The organism is Devosia sp. GW821-FHT12F11, assembly GCF_058806655.1.
Genome location: NZ_JBXAPX010000009.1, coordinates 53,132 through 67,349 on the forward strand (window position 1 = coordinate 53,132; position 14,218 = coordinate 67,349).

General features: G+C 64.2%; 18 protein-coding genes. 14 read left to right on the forward strand and 4 right to left on the reverse strand.

The window, feature by feature from the left end; genetic code table 11:
- Positions 1–199 precede the first annotated feature (199 nt).
- Complete coding sequence (locus AC1ROK_RS23505; protein ID WP_492851468.1) at positions 200–448, forward strand: hypothetical protein; 249 nt, start codon at positions 200–202, stop codon at positions 446–448.
- On the opposite strand, the gene AC1ROK_RS23510 is transcribed toward AC1ROK_RS23505, so the two are convergent.
- Entirely contained in the window at positions 445–765 is a 321-nt protein-coding gene (locus AC1ROK_RS23510; protein ID WP_492851470.1) for a KTSC domain-containing protein, read from the reverse strand. The two genes, AC1ROK_RS23505 and AC1ROK_RS23510, sit on opposite strands and share 4 nt — an antisense overlap.
- A gap of 31 nt (positions 766–796) precedes the next feature.
- Here AC1ROK_RS23510 and AC1ROK_RS23515 point away from each other — a divergent pair, with 31 nt between their 5' ends.
- Positions 797–1,216, forward strand: coding sequence for a phage tail terminator-like protein (locus AC1ROK_RS23515; RefSeq protein WP_492851472.1), 420 nt, complete (start codon positions 797–799; stop codon positions 1,214–1,216).
- Here AC1ROK_RS23515 and AC1ROK_RS23520 read toward each other — a convergent pair.
- The gene (locus tag AC1ROK_RS23520) at positions 1,213–1,389 is read right to left on the reverse strand and encodes a hypothetical protein (protein WP_492851473.1); all 177 of its coding nucleotides are present in this window, start codon (positions 1,387–1,389) and stop codon (positions 1,213–1,215) included. The two genes, AC1ROK_RS23515 and AC1ROK_RS23520, sit on opposite strands and share 4 nt — an antisense overlap.
- 76 nt (positions 1,390–1,465) lie before the next feature.
- On the opposite strand from AC1ROK_RS23520, the gene AC1ROK_RS23525 reads away from it, so the two are divergent.
- The 4 genes from AC1ROK_RS23525 to AC1ROK_RS23540 are packed head-to-tail and all read left to right on the forward strand — an operon-like array spanning position 1,466 to position 3,082.
- Positions 1,466–1,948 (forward strand): hypothetical protein, encoded by a 483-nt coding sequence (locus AC1ROK_RS23525; protein WP_492851475.1) that lies wholly within the window; start codon positions 1,466–1,468, stop codon positions 1,946–1,948.
- A gap of 14 nt (positions 1,949–1,962) precedes the next feature.
- Complete coding sequence (locus AC1ROK_RS23530; RefSeq protein ID WP_492851477.1) at positions 1,963–2,373, forward strand: hypothetical protein; 411 nt, start codon at positions 1,963–1,965, stop codon at positions 2,371–2,373.
- Positions 2,370–2,801 (forward strand): hypothetical protein, encoded by a 432-nt coding sequence (locus AC1ROK_RS23535; RefSeq protein WP_492851479.1) that lies wholly within the window; start codon positions 2,370–2,372, stop codon positions 2,799–2,801. The genes AC1ROK_RS23530 and AC1ROK_RS23535 overlap by 4 nt, the downstream gene beginning before the upstream one ends.
- Positions 2,705–3,082 carry a phage tail assembly chaperone gene (locus tag AC1ROK_RS23540; RefSeq protein ID WP_492851992.1) on the forward strand — a complete coding sequence of 126 codons (378 nt, stop codon included), beginning with the start codon at positions 2,705–2,707 and terminating at the stop codon, positions 3,080–3,082. Before AC1ROK_RS23535 ends, AC1ROK_RS23540 begins: the two co-directional genes overlap by 97 nt.
- On the opposite strand, the gene AC1ROK_RS23545 is transcribed toward AC1ROK_RS23540, so the two are convergent.
- Positions 3,079–3,348, reverse strand: a complete 270-nt coding sequence (locus AC1ROK_RS23545) for a hypothetical protein (protein WP_492851481.1) — start codon at positions 3,346–3,348, stop codon at positions 3,079–3,081. The genes AC1ROK_RS23540 and AC1ROK_RS23545 overlap by 4 nt on opposite strands.
- A gap of 56 nt (positions 3,349–3,404) precedes the next feature.
- On the opposite strand from AC1ROK_RS23545, the gene AC1ROK_RS23550 reads away from it, so the two are divergent.
- The 8 genes from AC1ROK_RS23550 (at position 3,405) to AC1ROK_RS23585 (ending at position 13,067) form a co-directional block, all read left to right on the forward strand.
- Entirely contained in the window at positions 3,405–5,297 is a 1,893-nt protein-coding gene (locus tag AC1ROK_RS23550) for a phage tail length tape measure family protein (RefSeq protein ID WP_492851482.1), read from the forward strand.
- Positions 5,297–5,653: a hypothetical protein gene (locus tag AC1ROK_RS23555; RefSeq protein WP_492851484.1), complete on the forward strand. Its 357-nt coding sequence runs from the start codon at positions 5,297–5,299 to the stop codon at positions 5,651–5,653. Before AC1ROK_RS23550 ends, AC1ROK_RS23555 begins: the two co-directional genes overlap by 1 nt.
- Complete coding sequence (locus AC1ROK_RS23560) at positions 5,653–6,165, forward strand: DUF1833 family protein (protein WP_492851486.1); 513 nt, start codon at positions 5,653–5,655, stop codon at positions 6,163–6,165. Before AC1ROK_RS23555 ends, AC1ROK_RS23560 begins: the two co-directional genes overlap by 1 nt.
- Entirely contained in the window at positions 6,165–6,608 is a 444-nt protein-coding gene (locus AC1ROK_RS23565; RefSeq protein WP_492851488.1) for a hypothetical protein, read from the forward strand. The genes AC1ROK_RS23560 and AC1ROK_RS23565 overlap by 1 nt, the downstream gene beginning before the upstream one ends.
- The gene (locus tag AC1ROK_RS23570; protein WP_492851490.1) at positions 6,605–9,352 is read left to right on the forward strand and encodes a hypothetical protein; all 2,748 of its coding nucleotides are present in this window, start codon (positions 6,605–6,607) and stop codon (positions 9,350–9,352) included. The genes AC1ROK_RS23565 and AC1ROK_RS23570 overlap by 4 nt, the downstream gene beginning before the upstream one ends.
- An 11-nt stretch (positions 9,353–9,363) precedes the next feature.
- Positions 9,364–10,359, forward strand: coding sequence for a glycine-rich domain-containing protein (locus tag AC1ROK_RS23575; RefSeq protein WP_492851492.1), 996 nt, complete (start codon positions 9,364–9,366; stop codon positions 10,357–10,359).
- Positions 10,360–11,112: 753 nt separating this feature from the next.
- The gene (locus AC1ROK_RS23580; RefSeq protein ID WP_492851494.1) at positions 11,113–11,982 is read left to right on the forward strand and encodes a hypothetical protein; all 870 of its coding nucleotides are present in this window, start codon (positions 11,113–11,115) and stop codon (positions 11,980–11,982) included.
- A gap of 26 nt (positions 11,983–12,008) precedes the next feature.
- Positions 12,009–13,067, forward strand: coding sequence for a glycosyltransferase (locus AC1ROK_RS23585; RefSeq protein WP_492851496.1), 1,059 nt, complete (start codon positions 12,009–12,011; stop codon positions 13,065–13,067).
- An 8-nt stretch (positions 13,068–13,075) separates the two neighbouring features.
- Here AC1ROK_RS23585 and AC1ROK_RS23590 read toward each other — a convergent pair whose 3' ends face one another.
- Positions 13,076–13,969 carry a sulfotransferase domain-containing protein gene (locus AC1ROK_RS23590; protein WP_492851498.1) on the reverse strand — a complete coding sequence of 298 codons (894 nt, stop codon included), beginning with the start codon at positions 13,967–13,969 and terminating at the stop codon, positions 13,076–13,078.
- Between the last annotated feature and the right edge of the window lie 249 nt (positions 13,970–14,218).

Below are 14,218 nucleotides of genomic sequence, written 5' to 3' on the forward strand. Positions count from 1 at the left end.
CCGGCTCCGGCCATATTCATCAGGCTCCTCGGCTGTGACGAGCTTCGCTGCGGTTGTAAGTGACTGGGTCCGCAGGGCCGAGGGCGCTCTCGAAGCCGTCTTCAAGCAGTCGGTCCAAGAGCTTGTCTCGCAACTCAATTCGCTGGTCCCGGTCGATACCGGGTTCCTCCGCGCATCGCTCCGAGCCTCAACCTCGGCGATGCCGGTTCTTAGCCTCGACAACCCCGGCGGTTCGCAGTCGCTGGACGCCGGCACCATCGAGCTTGTGATTGTCGGGGCCGACCTCGGCGACACGATCTACCTCGGCTACACGGCCAAGTACGGGGCGCACGTCCACTATGGGGCGAACGGCCGCGCCGGGCGCCCGTGGGTCGACATGGTGGCGCAGCGCTGGGCCTCGATCGTGGCGGCGAAGTCGGCGGAAGTGAAGAGCCGGCTCGGGCTTTAACGACAGTCGAAGCGACCGTCGACCGCGTTGCTCTTGATGTTCTGGTTGTAGAACCGCCCCTTCGAATCCGCGGCGAGCCAGGCTGCAACGGTGCCAGGGTCGACGTTGCAGTACTGGTAGAAGGTCTCCCTCAGCAGCACGATCACTCGGCTGTCCGTCACGTCGTAACAGATCCGATGGACGAAGCTTGAGACGGTCTCGGTGCACTGAAACTGCTCGAGGTCCACATCCCCGATGAATTTCGCGTCGATCGTCCTGGCTTCGGCCGGCACTGTCGCGAGTAACAGCGCTGCTGCGGCGAATAATCGTCTGAACATCTGAAGGCCCTCGGCGGGCGGAGTTATCAGAATGGCCACCACGGCGGAAGTAGCCATCATGGAGGCGCTGTTCGGGCACCTCGCAACGCTCGCTCTGGTCCCGGTCCACACGATTGCGTGGCCGAACGTGCCCTTCACGCCGCCCGGCAACCAACGGTACCTGCGGGTGCAGTTCGTGCCGAATGTTGCCAACCGGCTGCTGATCTCGAGCGATGGCCCCCACCAGCATCTCGGCCTGACTCAGGTCTCGGTCTACGACACGAAGGGGCAGGGCGAGAGCCGGGCACGCGAGGTCGCCGGGTTGGTGGCCGCACACTTCTCGACCGACCTCAAGCTCCACAACGCACCGGTGACGGTGCGCATCACGAAACGCCCCGACGTTGCAGATCTGATCGTCGAGGACGCCGCAATCCAGATCCCGGTGATGATCGCCTGGGAGTGCTGGGCCTAGTGCAGCGTCACGCCGTCCGGTCGTTCTGAGGCCTGGATCCGCAGCAGCTCGACAATCACGTCCCCCGGCTCGACGCCGAACTCTGCGGCCAGTTTCTCGATATTCTTCAACGTCTTCCTGTCGATGATGGCGACCAGGTGGGGGGCGCCGTTGGGCGGGGTTTTCTGGGACATGGCGCGGGCCTTGTTCAACTGCAATGAGCGTTCAACCCGCATAGCGGGTCGGCGTTCCCAACTCACGGAGGGCCAAATGGCCGATCTCTACGCCGTTGCCGGCGCAAAGTACTTCATCGGTACGGCCGCCATAGTCGCCCCCAGTGTCGATGTCGACGAAGGCGACTTCGCGGGCGTCACCTGGCTTGAGGTGGCCGACTGGCAAACCATGGGTGCCATCGGCGATGCTGCCGCGGAAATCGCCACGGACCTCATCAGCCGGGGCCGCACGGTGGTCCAGAAGGGCACCTATCGCTCCCCAGCCATGCAGAATGTCTTCGCGGTTAATTCGGATGATGCCGGCCAGATCGCGCTCATCGCCGCGTCGAACAGCCGAAGCAACTTCCCCCACAAGATCGAATTCGACGACGCACCAGAGGGCGGCACGCCGACGACCAAGTACTTCATCGGCCCGGTGATGTCCGCTCAGGAGCAGGGCGGTGGCGCCAACACGGCCCGCATGCTCGCCGCCACGGTGGCACCGAACACCAACATCGTCACCGTCCCGGCCGCGGCCTAACAGGAGCCTGAACCATGGCAGACCTCACCATCACCGCGGCCAACGTCAAGTTGATCAGCGGGCCCACCGAGCAGCTTCAGGCCGGGACCACCCTTACGGCTGCCCAGGCTGTGGTTGCCGATGCCAGCACGGCTAAAGCGATCTTGGCTGACAACGATCATGCGACCGCAGGCATTCGCGGGATCAGGGGGCTTACCCTGCATGCCGCGCTGCTCGACCAGCCAGTGACGCTCGCCAAGAACGGGGCGATCGTGGATCTCGGCGCCATCCTCACCGCCGGAGTCGATTACTTCCTCTCCGGCACACCTGGCGGCATCTGCCCGCGGGCTGACGTCACGACCGGCGACGACCCCGTCCGCATCGGCTGGGCCAAGACTACGTCGCAGTTCGTGCTGGACTTCGCAGACATGGGCGTGACGCTGTGACGGTCGACCTCTCGCAGTTCGACGAGATTATCGAACGCCAGGAGACAGGTATCGACGTGGCCATCATGGGAATGGATGGCAAGACCCCCACCGGCCTTGTCATCACCGTCGCAGGGCCGGACAGCGATCGCGCCCAGAAGGCTCGGGCCGAGCTCCACCAGGAGCTCGTTGATGCCCAGCGGGTGACTCCCCTTACCGCCGCTGAGACGTTCACGCAGGGCGCTAAGTTCCTCGCCAAGCTCACCGTCGGATGGGCGCCAAAGGTGAAGATCGACGGCAAGGAGCTTGAGTACACGGAAGCCAACGCGATCCGGGTCTACGAGCGCTACCGATTCATCCGGCAGCAGGTCGATATCGTCGCCGGCAGTCGGGTAGCTTTCATCTCAGCGTTGCCCGGCTCCTCGGCGACGCCGTCCGAGCCGCAGTAGAGGGGCGGGCGCCTCGCATCCCTCCCTCGGGGCAGCGGGCGTGGGACGCGTTCTGGACGCTCACCCGAACCCGTAATGGCAACGGGTGGGTGCCGAATCATATCACCCTTCAAGATGTCAGCGCCTACCTCGAGGTGATGCGGGAGGAACTGGCGCCTTGGGAAGTCGACGCTGTCCTCGATATGGACCGAGTGTGGCTTGATGCCGTGCAGTCGAAGGCGAGCGAGCCTGTAGTGGCCGCGCGCCAGCTCACGCCGGCGCTCTTCGATGCGCTCCTTTAGAAAATCCCGGCGTCTCGGCATTTGATGGACCCAGCGGTCGCTGCGTCTACTGCAGCCTGATCCACGGAGCCGGGCGTTATGACATTGTCCGCAAGCGTCATCGTAAACTCCGCGCACCTGCTAAACTCGGCGGCTTGGTCGAAAATCCGCTTCTGCTCGGCTGCCTCGTTGACGGAAGCTTGATGCTGTTGCCAGAGCCATAGCCCGGCGGCGGCGCTCACGATCACGCAAGTCACCAAGACCGCACCACCAAGCAACAACCGCATCTCGGCTCCTCCGTCGATGGGGCGGGACGCTATCGCAAGCTCGTTCGAGGGGCAACATGACCACTGCTACGCTCGGGATTGCGGTGACGTCGAACGCTGACAAGGCGGCTGTCGACCTAGACAAACTCACCGGCGCAGCAGGGCGGGCGGAGGCTGGGGTGTCCCAGCTAGCTGGCGCGTCGGTCAAGACAGCTGCGGCGACCCAGCAGATCTCGCTGAACAGCGCCAATATCGCGGCTCAGTTGCAAGACGTCGTCGTTTCGGCCCAGATGGGCATGAACCCCCTGCAGGTTGCCCTTCAGCAGGGTACCCAGCTTTCCGCGGCACTTGGACCCGGTGGCTTGCGGGGAAATGCGACCGCACTTGCGGCTGCTTTCACCTCAATCGTCAGCCCGATTTCCCTCGCCACCATCGCAATCATCGGGCTAGGCACTCTCGGCCTCCAGGCCCTTGGCGGGCTGGTCGGCGAAACTGAGAAAGCCACTGATACCCTCGATCGACATGGCGACGAGCTCAAGCGCGTCGTTGCCGGCTATGACGACGCGGAATCAGCGGTGAAGGACTTCCTCGCGGAGGCTCAGCGCCTACCTCGTGGCGCTATCCAAGTCGAACTCGGCGCCTCCTTCAACGAGATGACTAGGGAGTTGAGCAAGTTTCAGGAGCAGGCGCGGTCGCTCGGATCAGCTCTCAGCGGAGGGGCCAACGCGACCGACCAGGAGTTGGGCAAGCTTCTTGTCAGCTTCTCCAACGGCACACTGGCGGCCGAAGACCTGGTAGTCGAGCTGACGCGGATCGCCAACTCGGACCTCGGTCCTTTGGGATTCATCGTAAAGGGCGTGGTGGATGACCTTTTACAGGGCGCCCAGGTAGCCGCCGCGTTCGAGCGGTCGCTAGTGGCCGTCTCGCACGCGCTGGCCGGCACTGCGGTAAACGGCGGCCTTCAAATGGCCCTCGAGTCCAGCATCGAAGCCGGTCGATCAGCAGAGATGCATCAGCTTGAGCTGGATGCGCTCAAGGCGGTAACGCCGGCTCAAATGGCGGAGATTGCTCGCCGGCGTGAGCGGCTGAAGCTCGTCGACGAGGAGATCTCGGAGGCCTTGCGGGAGCAGAAGATTCGTGAGGCTGGGGAGCTTGCGTTCGCGCGCGCCAACACCCGCGCCGGGAAGTCAGCGACGAAGGATTTAGACCGCTGGGGCAACACTGTCGGCGACTTCCAGAAGCGTATTGACCAGGTGCAGGCAGAAATCGACCTGTTCGGCAAGGGTACCGAGGAACTCGTGCGCCAGAAAGAGGCAATCAACCTGCTCAACGAGGCCAAGCAAGCGGGTATCCCCATCACCGACGAGCTGAATGGTGAAATCGACGACATGGCAGGGAAGCTCGCTTCGGCGACCGCCGAGCTAGAAGCCATGCAGCGCGAGCAGGAGCGCATCGACGAGATCAATCAGGCATTGGCGTCTGGATTCGCCAACTTGTTTATCGGAATACTCGATGGGAGCCGGTCAGCCGCGGACGGCATCGCTTCGCTGGCCAAGTCGCTCGGCAACCTCTTCATCAACCAGGCTTTCCAGACGCTGTTCTCGCCAACGTCGGTTGGCGGTGGTGGTTGGAGGATCGCCAATTTGTTTGGTGGAGGTCGTGCGAGCGGCGGGCCGGTCGAGGCCGGCAAAATCTATGCCGTGAACGAGAACACCCCAAACACCGAGTACTTCGCGCCCGGCACCAACGGCAGCATTCTGACGCCCGCCCAACTGGCGTCGGCAGGGGGCGGCGGCAACCGCTCCCCCGTGGTGATCAACAACTACACAGGCGAGCCCGTAGAGACGCGGGAAAGCCCAGGTGGAGGGCTCGAGGTGATCATTGGCGCCGTCGAGCGGCGGATCAAGAAGAACATGGGTAACGGCGGCTATAAGCAGTTCGGCGTCGCTCCGGGTCTAAGGCGCACCTAATGTTCAGTTGGCCCGTCACCCTGCCTCAGGACTTTCTGCGCGACAGCTTTACCCGGTCCCCCCAGCCGAATGTCGTCTCGTTCGGCACTGAGGTTGGGCCTGGCAAGCAGCGGCGCAGGTCCACGGCGCGCACGAAACCGCACACCGTCTCGATGCAGTTGACGATGGACCAAGCCCGGGTCTTCGAGATGTTCTTCGAAGATGATCTTGCCGACGGGTCGTTGCCGTTCGAGATGACCGATCCCTTTGCTGGCGACTTCGCCAACTGGCGCTTTGACGTTGGCTCTCCGTACTCGCTGCGCGAGCTCGCTCAGGACCTCTGGATCCTGTCCATGACCATCGTCCGGATACCCTGATGCCCAACCAGGCCTTTCGCGACGCGGCATATCCGCAGGAGACCGGCGAAGTCTTTGCCATGCTCCTGACTATCGAGCATGACGAACTGCCGACACCGATCCTGCTGACGGATGCAGGCGAGGACATCGTCTATGCCGCTGACCTGCTCGACGCCAACGGCAATGTGGCAGCGCTCGCCGGCACCTACGTGACCATGCCCATCGCGATCGTGCCACCCGGGCAGAGCGACGAGCAGCTGAACGGCAAGATCACCATCCCCAACATCGACATGCGGATCGGCGAGGCCGTCGACAGCATCTCGACGCCCGCACGGATCACCATCACTGCGGTGCTGGCCAGCCAGCCGGAGGTGATTGTCGGCGGCCCGCACCTGATGCTCGAGCTGATGAACGTCCGTGGTGACGCGCTTGTCGTCGAAGGCGAGGTGAGCCGGCCGGCGTTGACGGTAGAACCCTATCCCAAGCACTGGCTGCGCCCGAGCGTTTTCAGGGCGGCTTTCCGGATCTCCTGATGATCAACCCCGCCGACTATCTGCGGCTCGGCTTCCTGATGGGAGGGCGGGCCCGACCCGCTGTCGACTGCTACGGGCTCTATCGCCTGATCGTCGGCGAACGGCTGGGCGTATGGATCGACGAGTTCGGCGGGGTGGAAAGGCCGTACGCGATCGCGCGAACCATGGCGAGCGGCTGGACCCGTCCGGGCTGGCTGACGGTTGCCGCCGGCGATGAACGGCCTTTCGACATGGTGATGATGCGCGGCGTCGTCGGCGAGGGTCGGGCAGCCCGATCGGCGCCGCTGCATGTCGGGTGTGTCATCGAGCCTGGACGGATGATCGATATCGAGGAGACCACTGGGGTGATGGTTCGGGCCTATCGCGACACCGCGCGTTTCTCGGCGCTGCCCACCGTGGTCAACCGGGTAACGGGCTTGTTCCGGCCAGCGGTGCTCGCGTGACGACATTCCGCGCCTTCCCCGACCTGCTGCACGGCACCGCCGGCCCGGTGATCGAGATGCCGCGGCCGATGAACGCCACACTGGCCGAGCTGATCGACCTGGTGCCGCTGGACGAAGAGGCTCTGCGCCCGTATCTGCGGGTGAAGCTCAACGGCGAGATGATCGCGCCGCAGCTCTATCGGCTGATCCGCCCGAAGGACATGGCCTACATCACGGTGTACCTGCCAGTGCACGGCGGCGGCGGCGACAGCGGCAAGCTGTTGTCGTCGATCGCCGCCATCGCCCTCATCGGGGCCTCGCTGTTTGTCGGTGCCTTCGGCGTGCCGTTCCTCGGGACCGCCTTCGCAGCCGGTTCGATCGGCGCCAACCTGGTTGCCGGCGGCCTGTCGATCGCGGCCTCGCTGCTGCTGCAGGGACTCAACCCGCAGACGGGCCCGGGCGGCGGGCAGCAGGCGAGCGAAGAGGTCGGCGTTGCCTCGGCGCAGAACAGCTTCGAGCTCGGCGGCTATCTGCAGCGGGTCGCCGGCACGCGCAAGATCGCGCCCAAGATGATTATGCCGCCCTGGACGTACTTCGAGGGCAACGACCAGATCGTGGTGTTGGCCTACGGCTTAGCCGGCCCCCATGCCATCAGCGACGTGCGGGTAGGCTATGCCGCGGTCGAGGATGACCCCAACATCGAGATCGAGATCCGCGAGGGCTTTGCCGACGACCTGCCGCTGACGCTGATCACCAACACGGTGATCGAGACGCAAGCCGGCGTGGTGATGACCGATTTCCAGACCATCAGCTCAGAGGAATCGAGCGACGAGCTGGATCAGTCGCAGCCGAGCTTCGTGCCCACCTGGCACCACATCGAGACGAAGCGCGCGCCCAATGAGGCGATCGTCAACTTCAGCTTTCCGGGCGGGTTGTTCAATGTCAGCCCCGACAACCCCGACCTCGATGCCGACATCGCTGCCGTCACCGCGCTGCGGCTTCGCATCCGCCAGGATGGGGAGACGATCTGGTCAAACCTGCCGGAGTTCGTTCTGCGCGGCCGGCGCGGGCAGGATACCCTGCGCTTCGCTGTTCGGTTCGTCTGGTGCGCCGCCGGCGACATCCCCGCCGTAAGTGCCTTCAACCCCAACTATCGCGGTTTCAGCTGGCGCTACAACACCGTCACCGACATGGATGGCGTCTTCGCGGCAGACTCCTACTTCTCGGGCGCGGTGATCGACTGGGTCGATAGCCAGCACCTCACCGTCTACCTCGACACGGCAGTGTTCCCGCAGGATCGCTACGAGATCGAGGCCATTCGCGGCTCGACGGTGCATTCCTACATCTGGGACCCCGGCACCCATAAGCTGGGTGACGGCTCCACCATCCTCGATAGCTTCTACTCTTACCGGGACACCGGCTCAGAGCTGGTGCTGGCGAGAGGCATCAACCGCTATGTGCGGGACATCCAGATCGACAATGTGCAGTCGGTTTTCGATGAAGCGCCGTTCAACTTCGCCACCCAGCCGACTGCCGTCCTTGCGATGCGAGCGCGCAACCGCTCCATCAACCAGGTCAGCTGCGTTGCCTCCGGCTATGCTCCGGATTGGAACGGCGCGGCCTGGGTGCCCGAGCAGCTAACCAGCAATCCTGCCAGCTGGTACCGCGAGGTGCTGACCGGCGACCTGAATGCTGAGCCGGTGCCGCTGAGCCTGATCGACGGGCCGAGTCTGGCCGACTGGCACGGCTGGTGCGCGTCGCGCGGCCTCGAGGTGAATGCCATCTTCGAGGGCGAGCCGGTCACCTCGGTGCTGTCGACCATTGCGCAGGCTGGGTTTGCGCGACCGAGCTACGGCTCGCCCTATCGCGTGGTGATCGATCGCCGCCGTGATCCAGTGGGCCTGATCACCCAGCGCAACGCCGGCGGCTTCGCTTTCGAGAAGCCGTTCATGCGCCTTGCGCACGCGCTAAAAGTCAACCTCGCCGATATCGAGAACGACTATGAGGTGCGCGAGCTCATCGTCTACGCCGATGGCTACAATGCCGATGGGTCGGGCGGCCTGATCGAGGCGACGCGGTTCGAGAGCATCACCTATCCGGGCATCGTCCACGAGGACAAGGCCATCGCGCGGGCCAAGCGCGACCTGAGGTCCGCGAAATGGCGCAGCCGCCTGATCACCTTCAGCATGGATATTGAGCACCTCGAGTTCACCATGGGCGACCGGGTGTGGCTGGAGACCGACATCCTCGGCCAGATCGGCGGGCGCGGTCGGGTCAAGGAGATTGTTTATGACGGCGGTCTCGTCTCCGGCCTGCGCCTCGACGAAGAGTGGAACTTCGGATCAGACGTTGGCGAAGGCGGCGGCTACATCCTTCGTGAGGATGGCGGTTATCTGCTGCGTGAGGACGGCGGACGCTTCATTCGTGACGGCGACCAACCAGCCCGGGGCGTAATCCTGCGACTGGCGGACGGTACCCTGCTGACCGCGCCGGTCACTGAAGACGATTCCGACCGGACCCTAGTCACCTTCGAGACACCGTTCGCCATGCCGACCGCCAGCGGTGACGACCTTCTCGGCCACGGGACGCTGGTCGCGACGGGCTGGCTCAGCCGCGTGGCTCGGGAAGTGCTGGCCTGGGACATCCAGCCCGGGCCGGATCTCACGGCCAACATCACGGCGATCGACTACGCCGCCGACGAAATTTACGGCATCTCCGGCTTCTCCAGCGGCTTCAGCTCCGGCTTCGGCAGCGGCCTTTACTAGGACACCACCACATGACGGTACGCACCCGGGCGGAGCTCCTCGCGGACTTCGCACTCTACCTTGCCGACAATAACGCTGGCGACATCTCGCCCGCAGACGTGCGGCAGCGCTTCATCGACTTTGCCGAGAGCGTCCTGATGCCCGAGGACCCGTTCGCCGATACGAGCGCGCATGTTGACACGTACACGACCGCCGGAGGCGCGACCTGGTCGAAGCCTGCGACCGGAACCGTCGCTCTCGTCGAGTGCTGGGCCGCAGGCGGATCCGGTGGGCGCGCGGGCTCGTCTGACTATGGCGGGGGCGGTGGCGGCGGTGGCTACCGGCGCCGGCTGCTTATGCTCAGCGATCTCGCGAGCACCGTAGCAGTCACCGTTGGGGCCGGTGGCGCGGCTCAAACTGCGGACAATCAGGACGGGGTTGCAGGTGGCAACTCGTCGTTCGGCTCACATGTCACTGCCTACGGCGGCGGCGGCGGTGCCGGCAATGTGTCGTTCTCCGGCGGCGGCGGCGGCGGCGGCGGTCAACAATCGGCAGGGGCGTCGGTAGCTGGCGCCAACGCCGTATCAACGGCGGGAGGCGCAGGCGGGCAAAACCTCGCGGCTATCAGCTCGACTGGTGGGGCCACCGGCGCACCGCCTGCCGCTGGCGGCAACGGCTCCGAGGGCAGCGGTGGCGGCGGCGGTGGCTCCAGTTCCGGTGGCTCGGCCGGCGCGGCTGGGGGCGCTTCGATTGACGGTGGCGGAGGTGGAGGCGGCGGCTCCGCAACGGGCGGCCAGGCAGGTGGCGCCGGTGGCCGATCGGGTCACGGCGGCGGCGGCGGCGGCGGCGCCCACTCGGGCGGCGGCAGCACTGGTGGCGTTTCGGTTGAGGGCGGCAATGGTGGGGCCGGCTCCACCAGTACCACTGCAGCCACTGCCGGTGCGCAGCCTGGCGGGGGCGGTGGCGGCTCGGAAAGCGGCAATTCCGGCAAGGGCGGTGACGGCATGGTTCGGATTACGGTGTGGTGAGGCTGAGCGATGGCTGACGGCAAGATTTCTGACGATCCGACCGCTTCCGACCTCGTTGGGGCCGTTGTTCCCATCGTGCAAGGCGGCGCTAACAAGAAGGCGCCCGCGTCGCTGTTCGCTGGCGGGGCCACCGGCCCAACTGGGCCTGCCGGCGCCAGTGGTCCGGCAGGTCCGACCGGTTCTGACGGTGCGACTGGTCCCGCGGGAGCTACCGGCCCTGTGGGTGCAACAGGCCCCACCGGGGCAACTGGTCCAAGCGGCGCCGCAAGTACGGTTCCCGGCCCGACTGGCGCAACTGGGCCGGTAGGACCGACCGGCGCCGGCGTGACCGGTGCGACCGGCCCTACAGGGCCCACCGGAGCAACGGGTCCCGCAGGCGCCACCGGCCCCTCCGGGATCGCCGGCGCGGGGGTGAACTGGCTCGGTCCATGGGACGGGGTCACGGCTTTCGCCGCCTTCGATGGCGTCGAGCACAATGGATCGAGCTGGATCGCCAGCGCCCCGAGCACCAACAAGGAACCGGGTATAGATCCCGAATGGGACTTGTGGGTGGAGAAGGGAGCGACGGGGTCGACCGGACCTGCCGGCGCTTCGGGGCCAACTGGTCCGACCGGTCCGCAAGGGGATCCAGGCGCTGTCGGAGCCACCGGCTCGACCGGCCCTACCGGCATCACCGGAGCAACTGGCCCCACGGGTGTGACCGGGGCTTCGGGACCTACGGGCGCCACCGGCCCCACCGGCGCGACAGTCGGCGTGCAACTGCTCTACTCGACCACCACCACCGACAGTGACCCTGGCGCGGGTACCTTCCGCCTTAACAATGCAGCCATCGCGTCTGCGACCGCCGCCTACATAGACAATACGGAAATCGGCGGCAGCTCGATCACCGCTTGGCTCGATGCTTTCGATGACCCCACGGCTACGGTGCGTGGCTATCTCCACTTCCGCGGTGTCACGGACCCCACGGACTGGGCGGTGTTTCAGGTCACCGGCACGGTTGTCGATGGTACCGGATATCGCAAGCTGACGCTGACGCACAGCGCTTCGGGTGGAACATGGTCGAACGGGCAGACCTTTGCCCTGAGTTTCAGCGCGTCGGCCAACAATGGCGCAGCGGGGGCTACCGGTGCCACAGGTCCGACGGGTATCACGGGCGCCACGGGGCCAACGGGTCCCGGCGGTGGTGGAATCACATTACTTACCGAGCAGGCAACAACGTCCGGCACGACAAAGGACTTTACCATCCCTGCCGGCGCCAAACGTGTTACGGTTATGTATAATGGGGTTTCTTCAAATTCAACTAATGACACAATAGGGATACAACTAGGGGACTCCGGCGGTATAGAAACGTCGGGCTATACGGGTTTCCCGGCAAGCACGGGCGATCAGTTTTTGCTGGCTCAGTCCATATCCGCAGGATCTTCTGTTCTGAGCGGGTCGTTGGTTCTGACTCTCATGAATGGCTCTAACACTTGGATAGCCAACGGAAATACTGCTCTGGACACGACCGGGACTATAAGTCTGGCTGGTTCCAAAACTCTATCGGGCGCACTTACGACCATCAGGTTAATCGACACTGGCGGAAGCTTTGATGCCGGTTCCGTCAATGTGATGTGGGAGTAACCGCGATGATGCAGCGGAGAACGTAAATGCGCTTCCACGTCGTGAGCCTGCCGCACACCCACACCACAGACGCCTTCGCGGCCTGCGCCTTCACGCAAAAGGTGACGCGCTTCTGCCAGATGATGAAGGGGCTCGGGCATACGGTGATCCTCTACGCCGGCGAGCAGAACGAAGCACCCTGCGACGAGCACGTGCCGTGCATCAGCGAGAAGCGCCGCGTCGATATCGTCGGTGCGAAGCACTACACCGAGGCCGACTGGAACCATCCGGCGTGGGCGGCTTTCAACGCCAACGTCATCGGCCAGATGCACCAGCGGATCGAGCCGCACGACTTCATCTGCCTCATCGGCGGCGTGGCGCACAAGCCGATTGCGGACGCCTTTCCGAACCATCTCTCCGTTGAGTTCGGCATCGGCTACGCGGGCACCTTCGCCAAGTACCGGGTGTTCGAAAGCTATGCGTGGATGCACATGGTCTACGGTGCCCAAGCCGGCGATGCCTCGCGCGCCGACGGTGGCTGGTGGGATGCGGTAATTCCAAACCAAGTAGACCCAGCGCTGTTCCCCGCCGGCGCCGGCGACGGCGGCTACTTCCTCTACGTCGGCCGACTGATCGATCGGAAGGGCTACGGCATTGCCCAGGAGGTATGCGAGAAGCTGGGCAATAGGCTCATCATCGTCGGGCCCGGAGAGCAGCACGGCTATGGCGAGTTCCTCGGTGAAGTCGGACCAGGTCGACGCGCCGAGCTGATGGGCGGCGCCATCGCGTTGTTTGCGCCGACGATCTACATCGAGCCTTTCGGTACCGTTACGATCGAGGCGATGGCCTGCGGCACTCCCATTATCAGCACTGACTGGGGCGCGTTTACCGAGACTGTGGAGCCCGGCGCCGATGGCTTCCGCTGTCGCTCATTCGGGGAGTTCACTGCCGCTGTTGAGCGGGTCGCAAAACTGGATCGTCACGTCATTCGGAAGCGAGCTATGGCCCGGTGGTCGATGGACGTCGTTGCCGCTCAGTATGAAAGTTACTTCAATCGGTTGGTCACGCTTTGGGGCAATGGATGGTACGAGTCCACCTTAGAGTGATCCCGCCATCACCCGTTAACAAAGCGGTTGGCCCGATCATCGAGATACCCGAATGACTGCATGACGTCTCCGTGCGTCTCAATGATCCGCCTGGCCTGGTCGCGCGTTAACTTGTCCTCATAACCGACATTTGCCCCGCTGCCGACAACTCCGCGGTTCCAGCCGGGTGGGCTGGCTTCTTTCGATGCGATTTTCTCCCTGATGTTCTTGAGCGAAGCGCCCTCTATGGCGCGGTCTATCTCATCTCCGGTGAATGTCAGCCCCATATCGGCGCAGATTGTTGAGAACCACTTTGCCTGATCTGCGATCAGATCCTCGTACCTGACCACCAGCGTTCCCTTCGGGCCGCCCTTCGTCCAACTCAGCACATTCTGGCTCCAACTGCCCCACAGGTCAGGCGCTTCTCCGGGTTCTGGTACTTGGTTTGCATCGGCGGCCTCAAGGATGCCTGCATGGACGTACAGCGGTCGTTCGGCGATTTGGATCGCCTCGTCGACCGTCTTGCCGAGCAGCTTCGCCAACGAGGGTATTACGTCGAGGGGATTTCGAACCAGGTAGAGCGCTCCTTGCGTCACGTCCATGTTGAACAACGGACTGCCGCCGATGCTGCCGAACAGCGAATGCGTCTTGATTGCTGGCGGCGTCTTGAGCTCGGTGGATAGCCAGCGGTGGATTTGCGGCCTGGCCGCCAGCGCGGCAGCAATATCTAACTCGCCGCCGTCCCTGCCCATGGCATGTCGATATACCGTTGGGTGAGCATCCCAAGGCAATAGGCTCTCGACCTGCCGAAGCGTCGACGTTGCTGGAATATGGCCCTGATCCCTAAAAAGGTGGAACAGGAACGTTCGGACCCATGTGTTTCCAGAGCGTGGGTACGACGCGATGAAGTGAAGGCTGCGCATCCAACCTCCTTGGCCGGCGCTTCCTTGTAGCTCCTATCGCATCTTACTCCTTTGCGTGAAGAGCCGGGCGGATCACGTGATGATGTCCGTGATCCACATCGCCGCCCAGACACACAACGCGAGCATCCCGGCCAGAGCCAGCCAGCTCGCCAGCATCCATCCTACGCCGTATCGACCTTTGAGCATGTCATCCCCCATGCGCAGTCGTTCGCCGCGACAGCCATCATAGCCCTGCGGCGGTAGCCGCAC